The following is a 25,097-nucleotide window of genomic DNA, read 5'->3' as shown; positions in this document are numbered from 1 at the left end:
GTTTTGATTGTTGAAGCTTAATCTTAGGTATTGTTTCCTTATTTGCGACTAGCGATCATGGATTGACCAGTCATTTCCGCAGGTTGCGGAATTCCCATCAGATCCAGAATGGTTGGTGCTACATCAGCAAGGATACCGCGATCGCGCAATACAACATTTTCATCCGTAAGGATGAACGGAACCGGGTTAGTGGTATGAGCTGTGAACGGACGACCGTTCTCATCAAATACCATGTCTGCATTACCGTGATCGGCGATAATGATCGCAACGCCACCCTTGGCAACTACTGCGTCCACTACTTTACCTACACACTCATCAGTTACCTCTACAGCCTTGATTGTTGGCTCCAACATACCGGAGTGTCCAACCATATCAGGGTTTGCAAAGTTAAGGATAATAGCATCCTGTCTTTCCGCTTCGATTTCTGCTACGCAGGCTGCAGCCACTTCGTAAGCACTCATCTCAGGTTGAAGATCATAGGTTGCCACTTTAGGAGAGTTGATCAAGATACGAGTTTCTCCTGGAAGTTCCTCATCACGTCCACCACTGAAGAAGAACGTTACGTGCGGATACTTCTCAGTTTCCGCGATGCGCAGTTGCTTCTTGTTGTGTTGCACAAGTACTTCACCCAATGTGTTATCCAGGTTCTTCGGTGAATAGGCTACATAACCTTGTACCGTTTCACTGAAAGTAGTCAGGCATACGAAGTGCAAGTCTTGCGGGAACAAAGGACCCCGGTCGAAACCGCGGAAATCTTGATTCGTGAACACTTGTGACAACTGAATAGCACGGTCAGGGCGGAAGTTGAGGAACACGACAGAATCGCCGCTCTCTACTGCCGTTACCGGCTTGCCTTCACTGTCTACAATCACGCTAGGTTCAACGAATTCGTCGAACACGGAATTTGAATAAGATGCAGTGATAGCTTGCAGAGCATCTGTGTATTTCGGTCCTTCGCCATAAACCATAGCACGATAGGCTTTTTCTACACGATCCCAACGTTTGTCACGGTCCATTGCGTAATAACGCCCGGATACCGTTGCAATTGTACCTACTCCAACTTCTTCAATCTTAGCAACCAGATCTTGAACAAACTTCTTACCACTATCTGGAGGTACGTCCCGGCCATCCATGAAAGCATGGATATACACTTCGTGCATATCTTCTTTCTTAGCCAGGTCAAGCATAGCAAACAGGTGATTAATATGGCTATGTACCCCTCCGTCGGATACAAGCGCGTAAAGATGAAGCTTTTTACCTGTGTTCTTAGCATTTCTAACTGCGGCTACCAGTGTTTCATTATCGAAGAATTCGCCCTCACGGATCGATTTATCGATACGAGTCAAATCCTGGTATACAATCCGTCCTGCACCAATATTTAAGTGCCCTACTTCAGAGTTGCCCATTTGGCCTTCTGGAAGACCAACAGCTTCACCACAAGCAGTAAGGGTAGTATTAGGATATTGTTTCAAGTAACGGTCATAGTTAGGTTTGTTAGCTTGAGCAACGGCGTTACCTTCAGATGTTCCACGCAAACCGAAACCATCCATGATGATCAAAGCTACAGGTCTTGGAGCTGACATCTTACTTCGCCCCCTCAACCAATTGAACGAAGGAAGCAGGCTGCAAGCTGGCACCGCCAACAAGCGCACCATCGATGTCGCTTTGGCCCATGTACTCAGTTACATTCTCAGGCTTCACGCTGCCGCCGTATTGAATACGAACAGCTTCAGCTGTTGCAACATCATACAAATCTTTTACAAGACTGCGAATGTAAGCAATAACTTCGTTAGCATCTTGGGAAGTGGAAGATTTACCTGTGCCAATAGCCCAGATAGGTTCGTATGCAATGACAACTTTTGCTGCTTGCTCGGCACTAAGTCCTTGGAATGCAGCTTCAGTTTGTACTTTACATACTGCTTTAGTTTGATCAGCTTCACGCTCTTCGAGCTTTTCGCCAACACATACGATTGGAGTGATACCGTGACGGAATGCAGCATGCATTTTCTTATTCACGATTTCATCTGTTTCGCCAAAATAAGCACGACGCTCTGAGTGACCAATGATTACATAGTCTACGCCAAGATCGCTAAGCATTACACCACTGATTTCTCCTGTGTAAGCACCGTTATCTTCAAAGTGCAGGTTCTGTGCGCCAATCTTGATGTCTGTACCTTTTGCAGCTGCTACAAGTGCAGGCAGGTTAGTAAATGGGGCGCAGATTACAGTCTCAACGCCTTCTACTTCTGCTTTGCCTTTGATGTCAGCAATAAAGCTTTCTGCTTCAGGAACTGTTTTGAACATCTTCCAGTTCCCCGCAATAATTGGTGTTCTCATGAATTTAATTGCCTCCTTCTATACGTCTTACTTGTCGTTCAGTGCTTCTACGCCAGGAAGCGCCTTGCCTTCCATGAACTCAAGGGATGCACCGCCACCAGTGGAGATGTGATCCATTTGATCAGCCAGGTGGAATTTTTCTGCTGCTGCTGCGGAATCTCCGCCGCCAATAACAGTGTAACCTTCAGTTGTTGCACAAGCTTTTGCTACTGCAAGTGTACCTTCAGCGAATTTATCGATTTCGAATACGCCCATAGGTCCATTCCAGACAACCAGCTTGGAGTTCTTGATAATATCGGCATAAAGTTCACGAGTCTTAGGTCCGATATCAAGTCCTTCCCAACCTTCTGGGATTTCATTGTAATTAACGATCTTAGTGTTAGCATCAGCACCGAATTTATCAGCAACAACAACATCAACAGGAAGCATGAAGTTTTTGCCAAGTGCTTTAGCTTTTTCGATGAATCCAAGAGCAACGTCAAGTTTGTCGTTGTCTACAAGTGACTTACCGATTTCAAAGCCTTGTGCTTTAGTGAATGTATAAGACAATCCACCGCCGATCAGGACGTTATCAGCCAAAGACAACAAGTTATCAATAACATCAATCTTGTCTTTAACTTTCGAACCACCGATGATCGCAGTGAAAGGACGTTCTGGGTTAGTAAGAGCTTTACCAAGAACGGTCAATTCTTTCTCCATCAAAAGACCGGATACAGCTGGTAGGAAATGAGCGATACCTTCTGTCGATGCATGTGCACGGTGAGCCGCACCAAACGCATCATTGACGAACAAATCAGCCAGTTCAGCGAATTGTTTAGCCAATTCAGGATCGTTCTTTTCTTCGCCTGGGTAGAAACGAACATTCTCAAGTACAAGTACGTCGCCTTCGCCTAGCTCAGCAATTTTTGCTTTGACAGCTTCGCCAACAGCTTCGTCAGCTTTAGCTACTGGTTTGCCGAGAAGCTCGGACAGACGTTCAGCAGCAGTAGTCAAACGCATGGAATCTACGAATTGACCTTTAGGACGACCCATGTGACTCGCAAGAATGATCTTTGCACCGTTCTCAATCAAATGTTTAATGGTTGGAAGGGTTTCGCGAATACGAGTATCATCAGTAATCTTACCGTCTTCTACAGGTACGTTGAAATCCACGCGTACAAATACGCGTTTACCCTTTACTTCTACATCACGGACGCTCTTTTTGTTCATGATTAATTCCTCCACACCCAAAGTTGTTTCTAGCAGGAAACAAGAAATACATTTAGAAAGAGCGGAAACAAGGAACTTCTGTTTCCGCTCTATAGATGTTACTTATATCAAGTCAATTACTTAGCGATTTTAGCGAATTTCTCCAAAGTACGAACCAATTGTGCAGTGTAGGACATTTCATTGTCATACCAAGCAACAGTCTTAACGAGTTGTTTGTCGCCAACAGTCAATACTTTAGTTTGTGTAGCATCGAACAGGGATCCGAAAGTCATACCTTTGATATCGGAAGATACGATTTCATCTTCAGTGTAACCATAAGTGTCTGGATCGGAAGCTGCTTTCATTGCTGCGTTGATTTCTTCAACAGTAACGCTCTTATCAAGAACAGTTACAAGCTCAGTCAGGGAACCAGTTGCAACTGGAACACGTTGAGCCGCACCATCCAATTTACCTTTAAGTTCTGGAATAACAAGACCGATTGCTTTAGCAGCACCAGTAGTGTTAGGAATGATGTTTTCAGCTGCTGCACGTGCGCGTCTGAAGTCACCTTTAGCGTGTGGAGCATCCAAAGTGTTTTGGTCACCAGTGTAAGCGTGAATTGTAGTCATCAAGCCTTCAACGATACCGAACTTGTCGTTCAATACTTTTGCCATTGGAGCTAGGCAGTTCGTTGTGCAAGATGCGCCGGAAATAACAGTCTCAGTACCATCAAGAATGTCATCGTTAACGTTGTAAACGACAGTTTTCATGTCGCCAGTAGCTGGAGCGGAGATAACTACTTTCTTAGCTCCACCTTTCAAGTGTTTTTCAGCTGCTTCTTTAGTTGTGAAGAAACCTGTGCACTCAAGTACGATATCAACGCCTAGGTCGCCCCATGGCAATTCTTCAGGGTTGCGGTTAGCAAGAACCTTAACTTCTTTGCCATTGACTTTGAAGAAGCCATCATGCACTTCAACATCACCTTGGAATTTACCTTGAGTTGTATCATATTTAAGCAAATGAGCAAGCATCTTAGCGTCAGTCAAGTCGTTGATTGCTACCACTTCGATACCTTCTACATTTTGAATACGGCGGAAAGCAAGGCGTCCAATACGTCCAAATCCGTTAATTCCAACTTTTACACTCATTGAATAGTTCCTCCTAGAATTCGTTTTATTTATTCAAAACAGACCGTGAAGCCTGTCATGACAACAATGTTAAGTATGATGCAAGATATATGTTCTAGTGAGTTACGAGGATATCTGTAACTGATTATCAATTTCCTTGCCGATTTCCACAGCAGCAGCCTCGTCGGTGACGAGTATATTCTCCTGCCCGAAACGCAGCATGGCATGAATGGCTTTGGCCTTTGGTTTGCCTCCAGCAATACCGATGACTGTCTCCGTCCGAACAATATCTTCTAGACGTAGTCCCATCGTAAGCATCGTATGGACAACCTGACCATCTTCGTTAAAGTAATACCCAAAGGATTCAGCCACGGCTCCCTCACCCTGGATTTCTGAGACAGTTGCCTCATCCAGCTTGCGGCGGCGAGTCATTTCAATGGCATCCCCAATCCCATGTACAATAATACGCGAACTGCGGATGATTTGTACAATCTCTCCAATATTAGAGTCAAGTGCTAGTGACTGGTAGGCATCCCCACTAAGTAAATCAGGTACATGCAGCAACCGGTAATTCGCTCCTACCCGTTTTGCCATTGTTGAGGCAATCGTATTGGCTTGAATCTCCATACTCTCTCCTAATCCACCACGCGCCGGAACAAACCAAGCGTTCTTATAGGAAAGGGATAACGGCGGTGTCAGTTGATCAGCCATATCGGCAAGCGTTGATCCACCTGTGACAGCAACTATATCATCTGTACGAAGTACACTGAGCAGCGCTTTTGCACCCGCTCGGCCAAGCTCACGTTTAGTGAATGGCGATGACTCACAATCACCCGGCACCACAATAACTTTATCCAGACCGTACGTTGCCCGAATTTTCTCTTCCAGCTCATCCAGACCAAACAGGCTCTTAACGACCGGCTCTAGCAAATCAAGCAGTCTACGCCCAGCAGCGCTAATGCGCATGCCAACACTCTCGATCTCAATGAGCCCTTGCGATTTCAGAAGATCCGTCTCGGCACGCAGTACCCGCTCAGTCATATCAAGCGAAGCGGCAAGCGTTCTGCGCCCAATTATATCGGACAGCATGATCTGATGAAGAATCGTGTACCGTCTCTTAAGGGTTTCCATGAGATCAGGCAGAAGCTGCTTTTGGATATCTAATAAATTACGCATACTTTCACTCCTGCAACTTCGTCTTCCTCTATTCCCTTGTTCATGGTCTCAAAATGTCCCGGGTAAACTTTTTAAGTCCCACTCATATTCTAACCAAATATTGCTCGAAGTGCAAGTCTTCCGAGAGTAGAATTCTCAAGCGCTTGTCTTCTTATACATTTATAAGATTGGGAAAGAGGTTCAGCTCCAAAAAACCTGTCATTAACAATCCAGATTCTTTAGCTGAGTGAAATACAATGTACGCTTGTCCACCTTGAAGACAAGGGATAGAGCCTGAGTACAGTATTATTAAAAATATAAGAAATTACAGGTTTCACGTTATATATCATCCTTATATTTCTACGAGAAACGGTTGTCGTCAATAAAGGACGACAGCGTCGTTTCTTCCTGTCCATTGCAATTGCACAGAAATTGTATTATAATCATTTTTGTTGCGCCCGTGGTCCAATGGATATGACGTAGGCCTCCGAAGCCTGAGATCCAAGTTCGATTCTTGGCGGGCGCGCCATTAATTTCACTTTTGTACATAATTTAGTAGTGCCTATACTACTACTTAACCAAAGAGCCGCGTGTCGGCTCTTTTTTTTGAATATAAGTTTGACTTTCTTTGACTTTTTGTTTGAATTTGTTTATCATGTGGGTAATACGGCAAGAGTAAAAATGAATACATTTGAAGAACCAATATCAAGGAGGTTTTCCACGTGAGTTATATTCCTATGGTAGTAGAACAGAGCAACCGCGGTGAGCGCGCTTATGACATCTATTCCCGCCTGCTGAAGGACCGCATCATTTTCCTTGGAACGGAGGTTAATGACGTGGTAGCCAATTCTATCATCGCACAAATGCTGTTCTTGGCTGCCGAAGATCCGGAGAAGGACATTCACCTTTATGTGAATAGCCCAGGCGGTTCCATTACTGCAGGTATGGCTATTTTTGATACAATGCAGTACATTAAACCGGACGTTTCCACCATCTGTGTGGGTATGGCAGCTTCTATGGGAGCTTTCCTACTTAACGCTGGCGCTAAAGGCAAACGCTTCGCACTGCCTAACAGTGAGATCATGATTCACCAACCTCTGGGTGGTGCTCAAGGTCAAGCAACGGATATCGAAATCCGTGCCCGCCGTATCCTCAAATTGCGTGATAAGTTGAATCGTATTCTTGCAGAACGTACGGGTCAACCGCTAGAACGTATTGAGAAGGATACAGATCGTGATTACTTCATGACTGCTGCAGATGCGGCAACTTACGGTATCGTTGATAAAGTCATCGAGAAAACACTGCCTAGCGGTGTGTAAGCTATAAAACAACACAAAGAGGCTGTGCCCTATCCACTTGATGGTTAGCGCACAGCCTCTTTACTTTTCAGACCATCACTTCATACGAATCTCAATTAAATCAAACCGCCATATCCAAGCGCATCGAGTTTCTCAGCAATCACACGGTAGCCTCGGCCATTCGGATGTAAGTGGTCAATCGATAATAGCCCTCTCTCATTTCCTGCAAACTCACTATAGATAGAAGCAAACCCACATACTCGGCTACTGTACTGTGAGGCATAGCGGTTAAACTGCCGCACCCACTCTGTAGCACCCACTACCTGAGGATAAGGATTATACAGTCCCACAATCCGAATGATAAAAGGTCTACGCGTTCCCGTCTTCAATTGGAAGAGGATACTCATAATTGCAGCAAAATTTTGTTTGCATTCTTGCAATGATCTTCGCAGCTCTTTAGATAAATTTTCAGGTTGTCTAGCTGCAGCCTTCGCAGCATGGATTAAATCGTTGCCACCGATGGATAGAGTGATGATGTCGGCTGCTCGAATGGCTTCGCGAGTCATCGCACTCCCCCGTAGCCGCTGTTCCAGTTCAGAAGTAGTCAATCCATTCACGCCCAAATTCGTAGAGGCTACATTAGAACGCAGTCTCCCTTCCGCCATTCTACGGTACACCGGTACAAAACCGTTACCTGGCAGAGCGCCAAATCCAGTCGTCAAGGAATCGCCAATTGCAGTGTATTGATAGCTCATAGCTCTCCCCCGTTCATAAACTAGTTACTCCATTTAGCATATGAATTCGAGGTCATTTTGGTAAGGGGGAGATGTCCAGTGGTGACACTAGCGGTTACGACTTCTCTATTTATTTTACAGCAGTAAATGGGCTACCGCCTTCCGGCAACAGTTCTTTGAAAGTAAAGGGATATTCCGGGAACCCCGCAGCATAAGCTGTGTATTCATACAATTGGAAGAACAGAACGACCTGATCATCCTTCAGATAAAAATACTTTTCCGTATTCAATCCGTTGAATCCTCCCAAATAACTTTCCTCCGCTTTTACTAGCTTGTTCAACTTAGCATTCAACTCTTTTTTGTAGTTTGGGTTAGCTCCGAACAGGTCGCCCAACAGTAGACGTTTGCCATCCTTGAGCGAAAAGGTAAACGCCTCCCGATTGGTCATACCATGAGCGCCGCCCGTATCGCTATACTGTGACATCACTAAGCTGATCACACCATCCTGATTGTAGGTCACCATATATTCTATATCATAGGTATACTTAGGCTCTGACCCGGATCGATTCGAGATATCCTTCTCTGCGTTTGCAGCAAATTTCATGGCACTTTCTTTCAAAATATCATTCATGGCCTGCTGTGCATTGGAATTGCTTAATCCACTAAACTTCGGATAATCAAGCTGGATCAAAGCCTCTTTTCGATCCTTAGCATAGGTCTCTGTGGTTACTATCAACGCATTCTGTGATCTATTCACCACATTCAACCTACTAGAGCCCCGACTCCAATCCACTTTATAGCCTAAATAATCATTTAACAGACCTGATGGAACATAGAGCCGATTGTTTATTAGCTTTCCTTCATACTCTCGAATGTAATAATTGTTCACCCAAATTGAAGTACCATAGCTAGATAACAGCAACTTGGCCTTAGTCGTTCCCTTTCCGATCGTGTATGCATTTTCTTTTTTATCATAAGTTAGAGGTAATTGCAGCACATCACGCATAAAGGTAATCGGAATCCAGACCTTCCCTTCCTGCAGAATACCTGTCTGCTGTGAAATCACCCCGTTCGCCTTTAAAACTATACTTGTAGCAATAGCCTTGCTCTTCGTCTGATCAGAAGCTGCATGACCCGTATCACTGGGCAGCAATCCTCCACCAAGCAATAATCCAGCCGACATCAAACCTATGCCCCATTTGCGTACTGTTTCTTTTGAAATATTCACCATCTAATTTTCCCACTCCTTTCCAGTTTATTAAACCTAATCTTGGAGAATTTACACAAAAAAAAAGAGGCGCCCCCCACTATTACTAGTGGAAGATCACCTCTCCTCTCTGCAATCATCTTGTTCTGCTACTATTTCAATTCATACATTACGCTCAGCTGTGTTGTAACTTTAACTACTCCCGGTTGAACGGATGTGCTTGCACCAGCATCTGCTGCAGCCATTTCCATTTTTAGATTCTGTTCAAAATAAACCGGAGTGACATTGCCATCATTTTGGCTGACCGTGATTACTTGACCCAGGCTACGTTTAGCCGCCTTAGCAATAGCTCCTGCTTTAACATCTGCGTTCGCCATCGCCTTTTCAATCACCTGAGCTTCAAAGGCAGAAGTATCTTCCACGGAAAAACGTGCATTTCCGATATTATTTGCCCCCGCCGCAGATGCAGCGTCTAGCAATTCACCAACCTTGGTCAGATCTCTATAGGACACTAACAGTGTATGATTCGCGTTGTATCCTTTCACTTGCTGTCCTTCTTTTTCGCTATAACTGTAGTTGGGTTGCACATAGAATTGGGTACTTTGAATATCCTTATCTGCGATTTTCCAAGTCCCCTTCAGTAGTGTAGTGATCTTTTGGATTTTAGCAGCATTTGTTTTTTGCGCTTCTTGCGCAGTTGTAGCCGTAGTATCCACACCGATGGACAAGTATACAATATCCGGCTTGATGGACAATTCACCTTTACCTACTACACTAACGACATTTTTCTGCACTTCATCTGCGTAAGCCTTTGCGGGACCTTGGAAGACTCCACTCATGCTAATCCCTCCAATCAACAAACTTCCTACGATCAACACTGAACCAATCTTTTTTACCAAACCTTTCATATTTGCCAGCCCCTTTCATCCTTTGTGATTTGTTATTATCCTCTAGACGAGTCTTTTTGGTAAATGTTGCACAGTTAAAATCTATTTTTTGGTATAAAAAAAAGCCCCTGGGGGCTTTTTAGTCATTCGATAAAAAGTCACTTCAAAAGATTATTGGTTCTCAAGCTCTTCTTTGCTGACGAGACTCGTCAAAGCGTTTACAGCTTGATCCGCGTCTGCACCATCCGCGCTGATATAGATCTCCGTGCCGGAACTGATCGCTAGGCTCATAATACCCATAATACTTTTGGCGTTTACTTTTTTATCGTCTTTTTCCACGAAAATCTCCGACGAAAACTTGTTAGCTTCTTGCACAAACAATGCTGCCGGTCGAGCGTGTAGCCCTGTCTTCAACCGAACAACTACCGGGTGCTTTGTCATGAAACGCTTACCCCCTAATTGAGTTCTCCCCAAAAATTTCACATTAATTTTATATTATTATATCATTATAACGTAAACCACACTAGAAAAAAAGTGACTAGCCGCCTCGAACCTTGTCCGCCAGTTCATCAATCTTACGAAGTCGATGATTTACTCCGGACTTACTAACCGTACCTTTCAGCATTTCACCAACCTCTTTAAGGTTGATATCCGGATGTGCCATTCGAATTTCTGCAACTTCCCGCAGTTTATCCGGTAAGCTCTCCAGACCTACTTCTCGCTGCAGCAGTTTGATATTCTCAATCTGCCGCACCGCGGCACTTATCGTTTTATTGAGATTCGCGGTCTCGCAGTTCACGATCCGATTCACGGAATTACGCATATCGCGCATAATTCTTACATCCTCAAATTTGAACAACGCTTGATGCGCCCCGATCAGACTTAAGAATTCGATAATCTTCTCGCCTTCTTTAATGTATAGAATGAACCCTTTTTTACGTTCAATGCAGCGTGCGTTTAGGTGAAATTCACCAGCCAGATCGACCAGCGCCTTACAATGCTCCTCATACATCGAGGAAATCTCCAAATGGTAAGAGGAACCCTCCGGATTATTAACGGATCCGCCCGCCAAAAAGGCACCCCGCAAATAAGCACGCTTACAGCAGTTATTCCCAACAATCTCTTTATCAATACCGTCGGTAAAAATAAATCCTTCGGACACAATTCTGAGATCATTTAAGATTTCCTGTACGCGACTAGGGATTCTAACGATATAAACGTTATTTTTCTTCAAACGCATTTTTTTACGCACGAGTAGCTCAATATGGACCTGGTAATATTTCTTAAGCAAAGAATATACCCGCCTTGCAATCGCGGCGTTCTCCGTCGAAATGTCGAGAATCACCTTTTTGCTTGAAAGCTGCACAGATCCATTCATACGGATAAGCGCTGACATTTCCGCCTTCTCACAACAGGGCTCACTCTCCACCATCGTCAGCTCTTTTTTTGTAAGGGCCGCAAAAGACAAGGGTCTCACCTCTTTCTGAAAATAAGTACGTCATTCATATATACAAGCATAAACGCCTTCGGCGTCCTTTTGAGGACGGTAAGCGTTTAAGCGAGAAATATAAGAAAGTATAGGTGTAAAACTTATATTTTCTTATATTTTAAGTTATACCCTAGGGTTTCTGTTTATCCAATCTTGCACAAGCTGATAGATATGATGACTAAGCTTATCGGTATCATGCCTTAAATAAGTTCGGAATAACACTAGCTTATCCGCTATAACTTTATATGCACTGCCTTCTAGTACATCCTTGTCGAGCTGTACCGGACGTGCACCCTTCTCAGCGTATTTCGACTGCACCTGCTCTGGAATTTCACCGTCATTCACAATAATATAATCAAATAAATGAATCCCAATATGATCATAAACGGCTTGTAGATGGTCATTTACAGTATAATTATCCGTTTCACCAGGCTGAGTCATTACATTGCAGACAAAAATTTTGATTGCATCAGAAGATACAACTGCTTCTGCTAGCTTCGGAACAAGTAGGTTCGGAAGAATGCTCGTATATAGACTACCTGGCCCCAAAAGAATTGCATCAGCATTTCGAATCGCTTCAAGTGCTTCAGGCAACGGCTCCACATCAGCAGGCTCCAAAGAAACCCGTTTAATGATTCCGCCTGCTTCCGGTATCTTAGATTCACCCGTGATAATCGTGCCGTCCGACATTTCTGCACGCAATACTACGGCATCCCCCGCAGCGGGTAATACCCGTCCACGAACAGCAAATAATCGGCTAAGCTCACGAACAGCTGTGACAAAATCGCCAGATATATCTGTAAGCGCGGCAAGAATTAAATTGCCAAGACTATGACCCGCCAAGCCTTCGCCCGTGTTGAAACGATATCTCATAATATCCGCCATGAGCGGCTCTACATCAGCCATAGCTGTTAATACGTTACGGATGTCCCCAGGAGGCGGCATTTGCAGTTCACTGCGCAAAATGCCCGAGCTTCCTCCATCATCTGCTACGGTAACTATAGCTGTAATATCTAGCGGCTTTTCTTTTAAGCCGCGAAGCATGACAGATAGCCCCGTGCCACCGCCCATAACGACGATACGTGGACGCTGTCTTTGTTCTTCAGCCACTATGGACCCCTTCTCTCATTAGTGCCGATCACGCTCGGAATCCCGATGACTAACGGCTACGGATTCCGTTTCGCTGACGCCCAGCATTTTGCCCAAATATTCAGAAATGGCTACTGAACGGTGTTTCCCGCCTGTACAGCCAATGCCGATAATAATCTGGGATTTACCTTCCCTACGATATTGCGGAATTAAGAAATGAAGCATATCGAGCAGTTTGGTCAGGAACACCTGTGTTTCAGGCCACTTCATTACATAGTCATAGACATCGCTGTCCTGACCTGTTTTTGGCCGCAGGTGATCCACATAATGTGGGTTAGGCAAAAAGCGAACATCGAAGACGAGGTCTGCATCAATAGGAATACCATACTTAAATCCGAACGATGTAATGTTGACGGAGAGTGTACTTTTTCCTAAATGCGAGAACCGAGAAACGATCTTCTCCTTGAGCTGCACTGGTTTCATACTGCTAGTATCCAGACATAATGTAGCTGAATTCTTTAATTCCTCAAGCATTTTACGTTCCAGCTTGATACCATCAAGCGGAAGTCCCTTAGGCGCTAGAGGATGATGACGCCGGCTTTCCTTGTAACGCTGCACAAGCACCGAATCCGTAGCATCCAAGAACAAGATTTCACAGCCAATGGTTGACTCATCTTTAATATAGGCTAGAGACTCGGACAAAGCAGTGAAGAATTCCCTACCGCGCAGGTCAATCACAAGCGCTACCTTGGCGATCTTACCCTTCGACTGCTCAATCAGTTCTGCAAACTTAGGGATCAGCACCGGCGGCAAATTATCGACACAGAAGAACCCTAGGTCTTCCAGACTCTGCACAGCAATTGTCTTACCCGCACCTGACATTCCGGTAATAATGATCAGGGTGGCTCCAGCCGTTGGAGTATTGTCCAATTCGGTCATTAAAGCGTCCCCTCCCTAAATTAGTATATGAATACTCCCTATCTTTTAAGAACGAAGCAGAAGACCTGCTGCACCCACAATACCTGCATCATTACCAAGCTCTGCAGGAATAATCGAAACACCAGTCTGAAGCGGAGCCGGTGCGAGCTTAGCAAACACACGACGAACTTCATCAAATAGAATATCTCCAGCCTTAGACACACCACCACCAATGATGAAGACCTCAGGGTTAAGCACGGCTGCAACAGAAGCCATAGATTTACCCAGGTAGTATGCTGCACGGTTTACTATGCGAATCGCTACTTCATCGCCAGCCTTAGCCGCATCAAAGACTTCCTTCGCAGCAATCTTCTCTACCATTGAGAGGGAAGTACGATCACCACGAGCTACTGCATCGTTAGCCATACGAATAATTCCTGTAGCGGAGGAAACGGTTTCCAGACATCCCATATTACCGCAACCACATTGAATGGCTTCCAAATCCGGCACTACAGTGATATGGCCAAGCTCACCTGCTAGACCTGCAAAACCTTGATAAATCTTTCCGTTAATAATGATTCCGCCACCAACACCTGTTCCTAGCGTATAGCAGACACAATTTTCAATCCCGCGTCCTGCACCACTCCAGGCTTCACCCAGTGCAGCCACGTTCGCATCATTGTCTATTTTGACAGGCTTGTTCCAGCGATCTTCCAAAATGGAGCGAATCGGCACATCTTTAAATCCTATGTTGGGCGCAAGGATAATGATTCCTTCACGAATATTTGTGAACCCTGCTACGCCCGCGCCTACACCTGCAAGCTGATCCCAAGAGTACGGGGAATCCTCCACAATTTGGCGTACATACTTCTCGATATTATCGATAACAGTATCGACACCTTCTGCAGTTCCTGTGGGTCCCTCATAAGTATGCAGTAGCGTTCCCTCAGCATTGCAGATTCCAACCTTAATTGCAGTTCCACCCAAATCCACGCCAACGTAGATATTCTCAGACATGTAACAAGCCACCTTTTTTTATACTAAAATAGTTAATCCTAAGTACCAACTATAATAGAAGCCCCCTCTGTGGTCAAGGAAAGACAACACACCCGGGAATTCCTTATTTTAATACTATACTCTATTATATTCTAAAAAGACCCCCTTACGACTATGTAAGAGAGTCTTCTGACTATATTATTATCTGGAAAATAACCTAAAACACCCATTTATTCTGACAAAATACGCTTTTGCCCCTCCAGTGCACGGATAGGTGCGATATTCTGTGTAAACTCCAGCGTACCCATATACCGACCAGTCTCGTCTCGGACGGCGAAATAACGGATATAGATAAATTTATCCTTGATGTTGATCCAGAAGTCCTCAGCATCCTTACGACCTGCCTTAAAATCTTCCAGAAGCTTCTCCACCACATGAACACTTTGAGGCGGATGACAGTTCTGTACCGTGCGGCCGATAACTGCCTTAGTTCGGGCAAAGATACGTTCCTTCCCGTGTGAAAAATATCGAACGACATCATTCTCATCAATGAATGTCAGATCTACTGGCAGGTGATTGAGTACTGTTTCGAGCTGATGCAATGACAACAGCCCTGTCTCAAAACGGATGAACCCTTCTTGCGGAGCGGCTCCCACTGCTTCACCCTGCAATGCTGCACCTTCCGGCTCTGCGGCACGTTCGGGTATCCACTCCTGCTCCGGCGCCGTTAGGCAGAATCCGATCTCATCGCTCTCCCGAGCGATTTTGACCCATTCGTCTTCCGTCAATTTATCCAGCGACATAGGCAATAAAATATTTTCTTCCTTAAAAATCATTTCATTAACTTCCTTGATGATCTCCGTAAGTTGAACACCAATATCTGCTGCATTTCCGCTGTAGCCGCTGAGCGCTGCTTTTGCATCTTTAATCATACGACGGATATGATCATCCACGCCCCACATTACCTTGGTTGGTCCATAAATGCCGTATTTTTCAAGGTAAGGGAACAACAGATTTTCTTTTCGACTATAGTGTTTATCTAGATCCAGCAGTAAGCTAAGATCCTCCAGCAGCTTAAAGATCAGCTCCTCGCTGTCATTCTTCTGGAATTTGGTAGCATGCAAATCTAAACGGAAGTTCACAAGTCTTTCAATCTCACGGTTTTCTAGCTTGAAGGTGTGGACTGGGTGGCCGGGTTGTTCTTCAGGCTTTGAGGAACGGTGAATTTGCTCAATAGAGCCTTTGAATATTGCTGTATGCACCGAACAAAGCCGCTGTACCTCGGATACTGGAATTCCCTCTTCAGTCATTAACGAATGCTCCATTGCAGAGATTTCCGCAACAGTAACATCACCTACAGCTTCCTCGAAGCGTGCCTTAACCTCTTCAACACTTTTGCCTGCATGCAGTTCTTTAATAATCTCCTTGAGCATGGCTTGGCGACGAGTTAGCTCCGGTACATCAACCTCGCGGTTATTTATCAATTCACTCATTATTGATCTCTCCTTAATGAAAATTTTGATGATAGATTCCTTTATTTCATAATCTCGAAGCCGTGTCGTTCAAATGCTAACTTCACGGTATCGAGATCCATTTTCTTCAGCTTGATTCCTTTGGATAAGGTCATGAAACGGCCAGCGGTCTGCAGCATACCTGGCTTAGCAATGTCCTTAAAGCCCAGCTCTACCATAATCTCAACGACCTCCGGATGCCGGGATACCATCTCGAAGATAGACTCATCCATTCGCAGCATTTTTTCCATTGGACTCTTCTCCTTTATATGAGAACTATTCTCAACAACAGATTAGCATAGGCCGTACAAAGCAATAGTGATTGCAATCACTAAATCAGAAGAAAGCAAGGACCGTTCTTTTAAAGATGGATTATGTAATGTGAAATTAAAAAAACTGCCCCCTACGCTAAATAGCATAAGGGACAGTCTAATTCGTAATAAATTATTTATTATAGCGTTACTCCTGTTTTAAATATGGATATCTCGCGGAAGTTATTCTTCTCGTTATTTACCCATTCCCCACTAGCCACGCTGATAATGTAGTTAATGAAGTCACGCAGAACCTCATCTGGAGAACCATCTTCAACCAACACACCTGCGTTAAAATCGATCCAGTGACGTTTGCCTTCATACAATGGGGTATTGGTAGACACCTTCATTGTTGGCACGAATGTACCAAAAGGCGTCCCCCGTCCGGTCGTAAAGATCACCAATTGGCAGCCAGCAGCAGCCAGAGCCGACGAAGCTACTAGGTCATTGCCCGGCGCGTTAAGAAGATTTAAGCCTTTGTTAGTGATAAGCTCTCCATACTTGAGTACATCCATTACCGTAGAATTACCGGATTTTTGAGTGCAACCCAGCGATTTATCCTCAAGCGTAGTAATTCCTCCGGCTTTATTGCCTGGCGAAGGATTTTCATATACCGGCTGTTTATAGTCCATGAAATACTGCTTAAAGTCATTGATGAGATCAACAATTTTGTGGAAAATAGCTTCGTCTGCAGCACGTTCCATCAGAATCTTTTCGGCGCCAAACATTTCAGGTACTTCAGTGAGTACAGTTGTGCCGCCTTGGGCAGCCATATAGTCAGACAGACGTCCAAGAAGCGGATTCGCTGTAATCCCGGACAGGCCATCCGAGCCTCCACACTTCAGACCAATCTTCAGCTCAGAGAGTGCGACTTCTTCCCGATGATCGCCCTGTACGTTATTGTAGAGTTCCTTCAGCAGCTTTACGCCTTCTTCAATCTCGTTTCCAACCTCTTGGGAGACAAGAAAACGCACTCGATCGTCATCGTAACTACCCAGCATGTCTTTAAAAATATGCAAATTGTTATTCTCACAACCTAGTCCGAGCACAAGAACGGCGCCCGCATTTGGATGCTTAACCGCGTTAGCAAGTATTGTACGGGTATTGTCATGATCATCACCCAGCTGGGAGCAACCATAGTTATGCTTCAGTACGAGCACGTTATCGAACGGCGCAATATCCCCAACCTCTGCCTTAAAAATATTGATGATCTGCTCCGCCACTCCATTCACACAACCAACCGTAGGGACGATCCACAGCTCATTACGAATACCTACAGATCCGTCAAAGCGACGATACCCCTTAAAGGTCAAATTCTCCGTTTTAAAAGGATTGGGGGTCAGCTTCTGCTCAAAAGTATATTCCTCAACCCCTGTTAGGTTTGTCTTCGTATTATGGGTATGCACCCACTGGCCCGGCACGATAGGCGCTTTAGCATGACCGATGGGATAACCATACTTCAATACATTCTCGCCTTCGCTAATGCTGGTTAGTGCAATTTTATGACCTCTAGCAATATCTTCCGTAATTTTAATTTCTTTTGAACCAATCACAATGGTGTCGCCTGCTTGATAGTCTTTAAGTGCAACTGCCACGTTATCAGCCTCGTTGATCTGCAGTACCTCTTTCATAGTCTTAATCATGTCGTTATCCACCTCCTGTGTATTAGTTGTGTGCAGGTCTCTTCACGTACGCTTGCAGCGCTTGCTTCATACCTGTTCTCTCAATCGCAATGAGCCCTTCTGTCACCTTGTCAGTAAGACCAGCCACTTCATTCAGGTCACAGCCCCAGCGATTTGTCGCTGCTAATACCTCGACAGCCAGTGCCCGTAACCCAGTGTCTGTGCCATCCCATCCTCCCCACAAGGAGGCGAACCATCCCAAAATATCCGCATCATCCGCCAGCTGAATCTCTTCTTCCCCTCTACGTCCTTTATAGAAGGCAATTAATGCACTCATTGAGAAAACAAGCTTCTCGGGCAATTGTCCTTTGGACTCTACATATTGCAATAAAGAAGGCAGATCTCTTGTCTTAAATTTCGAGATAGAATTAAGGGAGATGCTCATCAAGTAATGCTGCACATAAGGGTTCAGGAACCTTTCCAATACCGCGTCTGCAAAAGAATTCAATTCCTCTACCGGCAGATCCAGCGTCGGAATGATCTCATCGTAGATTAAGGACTTCACGTACGCCCCAACCTCTTCGTGCTCAATGGCCTCGGCAACCGTATCAATGCCGTACAAATACGCTACTGGTGTCATAGCTGTATGAGCTCCGTTTAAAATCCTCACTTTACGAGTGCGATAAGGGGCCATATCATCCACCACCAGCACATTAAGACCTGCTAGTTCAGCCGGGAACTCCTTTTTAATCCACTGCGGTCCTTCAATCACCCAAAGATGGAATTGCTCGCCGACAACGACCAGCTTATCCTCATAGCCCAATTCTTCTGTAATCTCAGCGATGGTGTCTCTTGGATATCCAGGAACAATGCGATCTACCAAACTACAGCAGAAGGTGTTGGCTTCATTCATCCAGTTTACAAAGCCCTCTCCCAGATTCCACAGGTCAGCATATTTCAAAATAACCTTCTTAAGCTCATCCCCATTTCGGTCAATCAGCTCGCACGGAATGATGATAAAACCTTTAGAAGCATCACCGTTAAAAAATTCAAAACGCTTATACAATAAGGCCGTCAGTTTACCTGGAAAACTGCTCTGCGGAGCATCGGTTAACTTGTCGCCTGCTTCAAAAGCAATTCCCGCCTCAGTGGTGTTGGACACGATAAAGCGCAGCTCTGGATTCTCGGCAAGCTTCATATACTCCTCATGCTGGGCAAAAGGATTAAGCGTTCGTGTAATACAGTTGATGACCTCATGTTCTTTTACCGCTGCTCCATCTTTGATTCCTTGGAGATACAACGTGTATAAACCGTTCTGAGCATTTAGCATTTCTGCAAGTCCGTTACCCAGCGGTTGTACAACCACCACGCCACCATTGAAATCTGTTTTTTGATTCATGGTATGAATCTGCCAATCTACAAAAGCGCGCATGAAATTGCCTTCACCAAATTGCAGAACCTTCTCAGGATATTGCTTGTAAGCTTTCCAACTATCACTATTTAATCTGTTCATATAAACGCCTCCTATTTATAAATGCACACGTGAAACTAATTAAATATGCTTTAAATACAATGTTTATATTATTTTATTGTTAATTTATGCACACGTGAAAATTTTAGTTTAAAATCCTTCACAAGTGAAAGGATCATGCTGCTATGCGCAGCTTTTTGCTTCTACAGTTTCCTAACCGATTCTCTCGCAATAAACTTCGTATCAATGGAGGTTAGCCCGTCATTCTCCAAAGGTTCTTTAATTAAGCTTAGCAGCTTGCGGGCTCCTTGCTCGCTGATCTTCTCAATAGGACGTTTAACTGTGGTAAGCGAAGGATTCGCAAAGAGCGAAAATCCAATATCATCAAAACCAACAATAGAAACATCGTTCGGCACCTGCAGCCCGCGCTCAAACACAGCTTTCATAGCCCCGATCGCCATATCGTCATTGGAACAGAATACTGCCGTCGGCGGTTTTTCCAAATCTAGCAGCTTGCCCATCGCCTCATATCCACTTTGCATATCGTAATTACCATTTCTCATATAATCGTTACGAACAGGGATATTATGGTCAATCAAAGCTTTTATAAAACCGTCTCTGCGTTCCTGCGTGGATTTAAAGCCCTCAACACCTTCAATGATCGCAATGTCTTGATGCCCGGACTCAATCAGGTGTTTGCCTGCATGATAAGCGCCTTCCCGATCATTCGAGATGATATTAATAATGGAGCGATCATCTAACTGCCGATTCAGCACAACGATTGGAATGCCTTGCTGGACAACATGGTAAATGAATTTATTATCTGCTTCACTCTGGCTCATTAGAATAATTCCATCAAAGCGTTTGTGATGAATAGAGGAATATTCCGCATAATCGTCGATCCCACGGATGAACAGATTATACTCTACATCTATGACACTATTTACACCACGAATCGTATCAGAGAAGAAACCAGACGTGGTGCCGTTGGCGATACTCGTGAAGAACAAGCCAATGGTGTATGACCGCTGCATCACAAGGCTTTTGGCATTGTAATTGGGGACATAACCCACTTGCGCAGCGATCTCGGCAATTTTTTTACGTGTAACTTCTTTAATTAGGGGACTGTTGTTAAGTGCTCTTGATACAGTTGTATGTGAAACATTCGCCAGTTTGGCGATATCCTTGATTGTAGGTGCCATGGGTCAACCTTCCTTATCAAACGGGTTTGGCTCTTCCATGTAAGGATATCATAACGATTACCTAGTCACCAATGCCTGTTTCGAGAAATTGAAATAATGATCAGCGTTATTGTAACAGATATTCTCAATCATACTACCCAGTAGCTCCATATCCTCCGGAGCTTCTCCATTCTCTACCCAAGAGCCTACAAGATCACATAGGATTCTTCTAAAATACTCATGTCTGGTATATGATAAAAAACTTCTGGAGTCTGTTAGCATCCCGACAAACTGGCTAAGCACACCGAGGTTAGCGAGCGTCTTCATCTGTTCCAGCATGCCATCCTTATTGTCATTGAACCACCATGCCGTTCCGAATTGAATTTTCCCTGGAATACCGCCCCCTTGGAAGCAGCCCATTAAACCAGCAATGACATGATTATCATTAGGGTTCAGTGAGTACAAAATGGTCTTAGGCAGCGCATTCTCACGGTCCAGCGCATCTAACAGACCTGCCAGCGGTTTAGCAATCACGCCATCATTAATCGAATCATAGCCGGTATCAGGGCCGAGTCGTCCGAACATTACGCTGTTATTATTGCGTAGCGCATGGATATGGAATTGCATCGCCCAATCCAGCTCGTTGTACAATTTGCCAAGGAATACTAATGTGAACCCTTTATATTTCTTTTCTTCTCTCTCACTTACAGTGCCTTCACGAAGAGCTTTGTTGAATATAGCCGTAGCTTCCTCCAAGGTAGCAGGCTCAAACATTACTGCATCCAAAGCATGATCGGATACACGGCCCGCTCTGGCATGGAAGAATCTCACTCTGCTCTCCAATGCTTCTAGAAACTGACCATAATTCTCAACATCCATTCCTGAGACTTCGCTTAGCTGGGCTACCCAAGGCTTGAAGGTAGGACGATTAATCTCAAGGGCTTTATCTGGACGAAACCCCGGAACTACGCTGGCATCGAATCCACTCAAGCTGCTGATTTTTTCATGATATTCCAGAGAATCTACTGGGTCATCGGTGGTGCATACAACAGTTACTTTCGATTTAACAATTAGATCTCTCGCTCCATATCCTTCACCTTGCAACTGTCTGTTCACTTCATCCCAAATCTTCGGAGCATTAGCCTCATTTAGCAAATCATATACTCCAAAGAAACGCTGCAACTCAAGATGTGTCCAATGATAGAGCGGATTCCCGATAATCTTAGGAACGGTTCTAGACCATGCCAAGAACTTTTCATAGTCACTAGCATCACCAGTAATGAACTTCTCCTCTACACCATTTGCCCGCATCACTCTCCATTTGTAATGGTCGCCATACAGCCAAGCTTCGGTAATATTGTTGAACGTCTTGTTCTCATAGATCTCTTGAGGACTGAGGTGGCAATGATAGTCGATAATAGGCATATCTTTCGCATGATTATGAAACAGCTTAATGGCGGTCTCGCTCGACAACAGGAAGTTCTCATCCATGAATTTTTTGCTCATGAGGTTTGCTGCTCTCCTTTATAATCATAATGGGAGTTACGATTAGTTTAACGTGAACATTTTTCAGATTATGATATTTTAACTTATTTATTTCTTTAAATTATAATAATTTGGTTTCTAAATATGTTCTAATTGTTCACGTTAACATTATCTCTTATTGTAAACGTATTTTTAAAATGCGCAAGCCCTTTTCGAAAGACATTGTTACAGTTATTTTAACAGCACCCAGCTTCCTGCTACAAAAAAAGCAGGCGCCCCTTTAAGATAAGGATCACCTGCTTGAATTCATTCCGATTAAATTTAGTTATATTAACTACCCAAGTTTTCGCTCCAGTCATGTACCATTGTGCCCTCAAGATATTTCTCAGCGTCCATTGCTGCCATACAGCCAGTCCCTGCTGCGGAGATCGCTTGACGGTAACGGGTATCCTGTACGTCGCCGCAAGCGAATACACCCGGAATGTTCGTCTCGGTAGTACCTGGATTTACTACAATATAACCATTGGTATCGGTCGTAATCTGACCGCCCAAGAATCCGGTATTCGGCGTATGACCAATAGCGACAAACACGCCGTCCGCTTCGATGAGTTCTTCAAGCCCTGTATCATTGTTTCGAACCGTCAGTCCCTTAACTCCAGACTCGCCGGTTGTTACTTCAAGCGGTGTACGGTTAAGTGCCCACACAACCTTACTGTTATCGCGTGCGCGGTCCTGCATAATTTTTGAAGCTCTGAGCTCATCACGACGATGAACCACGGTTACGCTAGAAGCAAATCTTGTTAAGAAGCTGGCTTCCTCCATCGCAGAGTCTCCACCACCGACCACGATAATCTTCTTGTTCCGGAAAAAGAAGCCATCACAAGTAGCGCAAGTGCTGACCCCACGGCCCACATTCTCCTGCTCCCCTGGTATTCCTAAATATCTGGCAGAAGCACCGGTAGAGATAATTACCGACTCTGCCTCTAATACACCCAAACCATCTACTGTCACTTTAAATGGACGCTGTGAAAAATCCACTGAATCCACCCAACCATTCTTGAATTCAGCACCAAAACGTTCAGCCTGCTTCCGCATGTTGTCCATTAAATCCGGGCCGAGAATCCCTTCGGGAAAACCTGGAAAGTTCTCCACTTCCGTTGTCGTTGTCAGTTGTCCACCTGGCTGCATCCCTTCAATTACAAGTGGGTTAAGGTTGGCACGTGCCAAATAAATAGCAGCAGTAAGCCCGGCCGGGCCTGTTCCGATTACAATCGTTTTGTACATAACAGTGGCCTCCTCACAATAGGGTTTATGCATCAAGAATTTAGATATTTTCAGTAAACGGGGGAAGACTGTCGCTCACACTTCCCTGAAAACTACATTCATCATCGATACGCCGAGCATAACGACTGACCATCGACACGGATACGTCATAACGCTGAGCTACCTCGCGGTAGGTGACTGGAAGGTTATGCATTTTTGCGATCAGATATTCTAAAGCAGCACACCAGCCTTCCGTTTGACGGATAAAAGGAACATCTGGATATATGCTACTCACGAATTGCTTCCAAAGTAATTCAGCATCTTTTTTCTGAACGGCATCAAATCTCCGGTCCATCATACTTACCGTCTGGTCGATGACTTTTTGCCAATCTTCTCTCCATTCTGGCAATCCCTTCAGACGCGCAGTAGGCGTTTCTTTGGCTTCCTGAAGTACATTTTCCTCCGGAACACTACCAATCAGTCGCTGCAGGCTCAGAAGCGCAGCTTCCTGCAGCTTTTCTTCCTGCAATGGCTGTTGCTTCAGAAGTCCTTGTAGAATCTCGGACATTTCTTCATCCTCAATCCAGCGCAGAGCTTCCGTAACCTGAAGCTTCGTATTGGCATCACCGTAGCGAAGTGCCCAGAAGAAGGAAGATCGAAGCAGTGGATTATTCCGCACCTCTTCAGCAAAGCTGCCTTTGTTGTCTTTCCACAGCTTCAGCTGCTCTTGAAATGGGAGCTGATAGTTGTAACTGATTGGAGACAACGCCTTGCCTTCCCCCTGCGCTTGCTGCAGTTGGGCCAGAAAAAATCTCGGCACAGCCGATTCCGGATCCAGCTTAGCAGCTTTTTGCCAGCAACGCTGAGCCTCTGCATAGAGACCGCTATTACTTGCTGCTGCCGCACAGTAATGGTACAAACTGGCGTCACCGCCGACTTCCTCATCTTTCAGCAGGCGCCGAAAATGACCATAGGCGGTTCTATGCCGTCCCAGAATCCCCATCGTAGTGGCCATCTTGAATAAATGCTCCTGGTGAAAAGGAATAGTCGTCTCTAGCAGACGTAATAATCCAGCCAGTTGCCCGCGGTCACCTTCATACTGCAAAAAGATCGCCAAGTTACAAAGTGCGTGCAAATTCCCAGAGTCCTGTTCAAGCACCCGCATAATGCATTCTTTGGCTTTGGTAAAACGACCCATATAGAAATACGCAAGGGCTAGGTTGTTATGCGCCGCCAAGAAGTCTGGCGTATTGCTCACAATCTCTTCAAGCAAAGTTACGGCTTGTGTAAACTTGCCTTCCTCCAACAGCGCTCGGGCCCGCTCATGCTCTATTACCCCTTCCCGGCTTCTAATCCGGATAAGTGGTGCAGGACGATCGAGCTCATATTGCAGAAGTTCCATCAACTCTTCCGATTCGGCCAGAAATTCACCGTTCACATCTTCTTCGAGATAAGTAACAAGTGAGCGTTCTGCCTCCTCATAGCTTTCCATATTGGCGAAGTTGTTAGCCATATAGAAATAACATTCCGTCATTCCAGGATCAATATTCTCCAGCACATGGGTCAAAATGTCGTTAGACGCCTCATAATTACCCATCTCTGATAATACGCCTGCTACGTTACAATGATTTACCGGGTTCTCCGGTTCGTACTCTACAGCTTTGCGAAAATTCTTTAATGCCTTATCATATTGAAAGCGATCCAAGGACCGAACGGCTCTTTCAAAGAAAAAATTGGCATTCAGAGTGACAGGAATAACATTACCATTCTCCTCATACTCTGAAGTTCTCTCCATCATGGAAGCAAGGCACCCCCTTATAAGAAGCTT

General features: G+C 44.8%; 22 protein-coding genes and 1 tRNA gene. 2 read left to right on the top strand and 21 right to left on the bottom strand.

Going from position 1 to position 25,097, the window contains the following annotated elements:
* Positions 1-38: 38 nt before the first annotated feature.
* From gpmI to NST34_RS00915, 5 genes are all read right to left on the bottom strand, one after another.
* A complete protein-coding gene (gene gpmI / locus NST34_RS00935; RefSeq protein WP_042123328.1) occupies positions 39-1,583 on the bottom strand; it encodes a 2,3-bisphosphoglycerate-independent phosphoglycerate mutase in 1,545 nt (514 codons plus the stop codon).
* 1 nt (position 1,584) lies between these two features.
* The gene (tpiA, locus tag NST34_RS00930; RefSeq protein WP_042123325.1) at positions 1,585-2,337 is read right to left on the bottom strand and encodes a triose-phosphate isomerase; all 753 of its coding nucleotides are present in this window, start codon (positions 2,335-2,337) and stop codon (positions 1,585-1,587) included.
* Between the two features lie 27 nt (positions 2,338-2,364).
* Positions 2,365-3,546, bottom strand: a complete 1,182-nt coding sequence (locus NST34_RS00925) for a phosphoglycerate kinase (protein WP_341126953.1) — start codon at positions 3,544-3,546, stop codon at positions 2,365-2,367.
* 116 nt (positions 3,547-3,662) lie between these two features.
* On the bottom strand, positions 3,663-4,673 hold the full coding sequence (gap, locus tag NST34_RS00920) for a type I glyceraldehyde-3-phosphate dehydrogenase (protein ID WP_036687120.1): 1,011 nt from the start codon (positions 4,671-4,673) through the stop codon (positions 3,663-3,665).
* Positions 4,674-4,775: 102 nt separating this feature from the next.
* Complete coding sequence (locus NST34_RS00915) at positions 4,776-5,828, bottom strand: sugar-binding transcriptional regulator (RefSeq protein ID WP_042123320.1); 1,053 nt, start codon at positions 5,826-5,828, stop codon at positions 4,776-4,778.
* Positions 5,829-6,261: 433 nt separating this feature from the next.
* On the opposite strand from NST34_RS00915, the gene NST34_RS00910 reads away from it, so the two are divergent.
* Positions 6,262-6,336 (top strand) — tRNA-Arg (locus tag NST34_RS00910).
* Between the two features lie 193 nt (positions 6,337-6,529).
* Positions 6,530-7,126 (top strand): ATP-dependent Clp endopeptidase proteolytic subunit ClpP, encoded by a 597-nt coding sequence (clpP, locus tag NST34_RS00905; RefSeq protein ID WP_060626469.1) that lies wholly within the window; start codon positions 6,530-6,532, stop codon positions 7,124-7,126.
* Between the two features lie 95 nt (positions 7,127-7,221).
* Here the strand turns inward: clpP and NST34_RS00900 are convergent, their stop codons facing one another.
* The 16 genes from NST34_RS00900 to NST34_RS00825 all read right to left on the bottom strand — a co-directional run bounded on the left by NST34_RS00900 (position 7,222) and on the right by NST34_RS00825 (position 25,067).
* The gene (locus NST34_RS00900) at positions 7,222-7,860 is read right to left on the bottom strand and encodes a GDSL-type esterase/lipase family protein (RefSeq protein WP_076299968.1); all 639 of its coding nucleotides are present in this window, start codon (positions 7,858-7,860) and stop codon (positions 7,222-7,224) included.
* 109 nt (positions 7,861-7,969) lie between these two features.
* Positions 7,970-9,070 (bottom strand): PdaC/SigV domain-containing protein, encoded by a 1,101-nt coding sequence (locus NST34_RS00895; protein ID WP_339799691.1) that lies wholly within the window; start codon positions 9,068-9,070, stop codon positions 7,970-7,972.
* A 128-nt stretch (positions 9,071-9,198) separates the two neighbouring features.
* Complete coding sequence (locus tag NST34_RS00890; RefSeq protein ID WP_042184030.1) at positions 9,199-9,954, bottom strand: SIMPL domain-containing protein; 756 nt, start codon at positions 9,952-9,954, stop codon at positions 9,199-9,201.
* Positions 9,955-10,104: 150 nt separating this feature from the next.
* Positions 10,105-10,374 carry an HPr family phosphocarrier protein gene (locus NST34_RS00885; RefSeq protein WP_036687106.1) on the bottom strand — a complete coding sequence of 90 codons (270 nt, stop codon included), beginning with the start codon at positions 10,372-10,374 and terminating at the stop codon, positions 10,105-10,107.
* 97 nt (positions 10,375-10,471) lie between these two features.
* Positions 10,472-11,401 carry a DNA-binding protein WhiA gene (whiA, locus tag NST34_RS00880; protein ID WP_042123310.1) on the bottom strand — a complete coding sequence of 310 codons (930 nt, stop codon included), beginning with the start codon at positions 11,399-11,401 and terminating at the stop codon, positions 10,472-10,474.
* 144 nt (positions 11,402-11,545) lie between these two features.
* Complete coding sequence (locus tag NST34_RS00875) at positions 11,546-12,493, bottom strand: gluconeogenesis factor YvcK family protein (protein ID WP_179085868.1); 948 nt, start codon at positions 12,491-12,493, stop codon at positions 11,546-11,548.
* Positions 12,494-12,550: 57 nt separating this feature from the next.
* The gene (rapZ, locus tag NST34_RS00870; protein ID WP_042123306.1) at positions 12,551-13,450 is read right to left on the bottom strand and encodes an RNase adapter RapZ; all 900 of its coding nucleotides are present in this window, start codon (positions 13,448-13,450) and stop codon (positions 12,551-12,553) included.
* Between the two features lie 45 nt (positions 13,451-13,495).
* Complete coding sequence (locus NST34_RS00865; protein WP_042184026.1) at positions 13,496-14,446, bottom strand: ROK family glucokinase; 951 nt, start codon at positions 14,444-14,446, stop codon at positions 13,496-13,498.
* Between the two features lie 209 nt (positions 14,447-14,655).
* Positions 14,656-15,918 carry a DUF438 domain-containing protein gene (locus tag NST34_RS00860; RefSeq protein WP_341126952.1) on the bottom strand — a complete coding sequence of 421 codons (1,263 nt, stop codon included), beginning with the start codon at positions 15,916-15,918 and terminating at the stop codon, positions 14,656-14,658.
* A gap of 41 nt (positions 15,919-15,959) precedes the next feature.
* A complete protein-coding gene (locus NST34_RS00855; protein ID WP_076299971.1) occupies positions 15,960-16,187 on the bottom strand; it encodes a DUF1858 domain-containing protein in 228 nt (75 codons plus the stop codon).
* A gap of 200 nt (positions 16,188-16,387) precedes the next feature.
* Positions 16,388-17,878, bottom strand: a complete 1,491-nt coding sequence (locus NST34_RS00850; RefSeq protein ID WP_076299995.1) for a UxaA family hydrolase — start codon at positions 17,876-17,878, stop codon at positions 16,388-16,390.
* A gap of 34 nt (positions 17,879-17,912) precedes the next feature.
* Complete coding sequence (locus NST34_RS00845; protein ID WP_341126951.1) at positions 17,913-19,382, bottom strand: tagaturonate reductase; 1,470 nt, start codon at positions 19,380-19,382, stop codon at positions 17,913-17,915.
* Positions 19,383-19,543: 161 nt separating this feature from the next.
* Positions 19,544-20,542: a LacI family DNA-binding transcriptional regulator gene (locus NST34_RS00840; RefSeq protein WP_341126950.1), complete on the bottom strand. Its 999-nt coding sequence runs from the start codon at positions 20,540-20,542 to the stop codon at positions 19,544-19,546.
* Positions 20,543-20,599: 57 nt separating this feature from the next.
* Positions 20,600-22,027, bottom strand: a complete 1,428-nt coding sequence (gene uxaC, locus NST34_RS00835; RefSeq protein ID WP_341126949.1) for a glucuronate isomerase — start codon at positions 22,025-22,027, stop codon at positions 20,600-20,602.
* Between the two features lie 309 nt (positions 22,028-22,336).
* Entirely contained in the window at positions 22,337-23,290 is a 954-nt protein-coding gene (gene trxB, locus NST34_RS00830) for a thioredoxin-disulfide reductase (RefSeq protein WP_149647951.1), read from the bottom strand.
* 40 nt (positions 23,291-23,330) lie between these two features.
* Positions 23,331-25,067 (bottom strand): tetratricopeptide repeat protein, encoded by a 1,737-nt coding sequence (locus tag NST34_RS00825; protein WP_341126948.1) that lies wholly within the window; start codon positions 25,065-25,067, stop codon positions 23,331-23,333.
* Positions 25,068-25,097: the final 30 nt, after the last annotated feature.

This window comes from Paenibacillus sp. FSL H7-0714, from assembly GCF_038003765.1.
In the GTDB taxonomy this organism is placed as follows: Bacteria; Bacillota; Bacilli; order Paenibacillales; family Paenibacillaceae; genus Paenibacillus_AQ.
This window is presented reverse-complemented; position numbering and strand designations above follow the sequence as displayed.

Coding starts and splice junctions, on each gene's coding strand:
- NST34_RS00895 (WP_339799691.1), bottom strand. CDS start 9,070: ATGGTGAATATTTCAAAAGAAACAGTACGCAAATGGGGCATAGGTTTG.
- NST34_RS00855 (WP_076299971.1), bottom strand. CDS start 16,187: ATGGAAAAAATGCTGCGAATGGATGAGTCTATCTTCGAGATGGTATCC.
- gap (WP_036687120.1), bottom strand. CDS start 4,673: ATGAGTGTAAAAGTTGGAATTAACGGATTTGGACGTATTGGACGCCTT.
- trxB (WP_149647951.1), bottom strand. CDS start 23,290: ATGTACAAAACGATTGTAATCGGAACAGGCCCGGCCGGGCTTACTGCT.
- NST34_RS00925 (WP_341126953.1), bottom strand. CDS start 3,546: ATGAACAAAAAGAGCGTCCGTGATGTAGAAGTAAAGGGTAAACGCGTA.
- uxaC (WP_341126949.1), bottom strand. CDS start 22,027: ATGAGCAAAAAATTCATGGATGAGAACTTCCTGTTGTCGAGCGAGACC.
- NST34_RS00885 (WP_036687106.1), bottom strand. CDS start 10,374: ATGACAAAGCACCCGGTAGTTGTTCGGTTGAAGACAGGGCTACACGCT.
- NST34_RS00890 (WP_042184030.1), bottom strand. CDS start 9,954: ATGAAAGGTTTGGTAAAAAAGATTGGTTCAGTGTTGATCGTAGGAAGT.
- gpmI (WP_042123328.1), bottom strand. CDS start 1,583: ATGTCAGCTCCAAGACCTGTAGCTTTGATCATCATGGATGGTTTCGGT.
- NST34_RS00875 (WP_179085868.1), bottom strand. CDS start 12,493: ATGGGCGGTGGCACGGGGCTATCTGTCATGCTTCGCGGCTTAAAAGAA.
- rapZ (WP_042123306.1), bottom strand. CDS start 13,450: ATGACCGAATTGGACAATACTCCAACGGCTGGAGCCACCCTGATCATT.
- NST34_RS00915 (WP_042123320.1), bottom strand. CDS start 5,828: ATGCGTAATTTATTAGATATCCAAAAGCAGCTTCTGCCTGATCTCATG.
- NST34_RS00840 (WP_341126950.1), bottom strand. CDS start 20,542: ATGGCACCTACAATCAAGGATATCGCCAAACTGGCGAATGTTTCACAT.
- NST34_RS00860 (WP_341126952.1), bottom strand. CDS start 15,918: ATGAGTGAATTGATAAATAACCGCGAGGTTGATGTACCGGAGCTAACT.
- NST34_RS00845 (WP_341126951.1), bottom strand. CDS start 19,382: ATGAACAGATTAAATAGTGATAGTTGGAAAGCTTACAAGCAATATCCT.
- NST34_RS00825 (WP_341126948.1), bottom strand. CDS start 25,067: ATGATGGAGAGAACTTCAGAGTATGAGGAGAATGGTAATGTTATTCCT.
- NST34_RS00850 (WP_076299995.1), bottom strand. CDS start 17,878: ATGAAAGAGGTACTGCAGATCAACGAGGCTGATAACGTGGCAGTTGCA.
- NST34_RS00865 (WP_042184026.1), bottom strand. CDS start 14,446: ATGTCTGAGAATATCTACGTTGGCGTGGATTTGGGTGGAACTGCAATT.
- tpiA (WP_042123325.1), bottom strand. CDS start 2,337: ATGAGAACACCAATTATTGCGGGGAACTGGAAGATGTTCAAAACAGTT.
- NST34_RS00900 (WP_076299968.1), bottom strand. CDS start 7,860: ATGAGCTATCAATACACTGCAATTGGCGATTCCTTGACGACTGGATTT.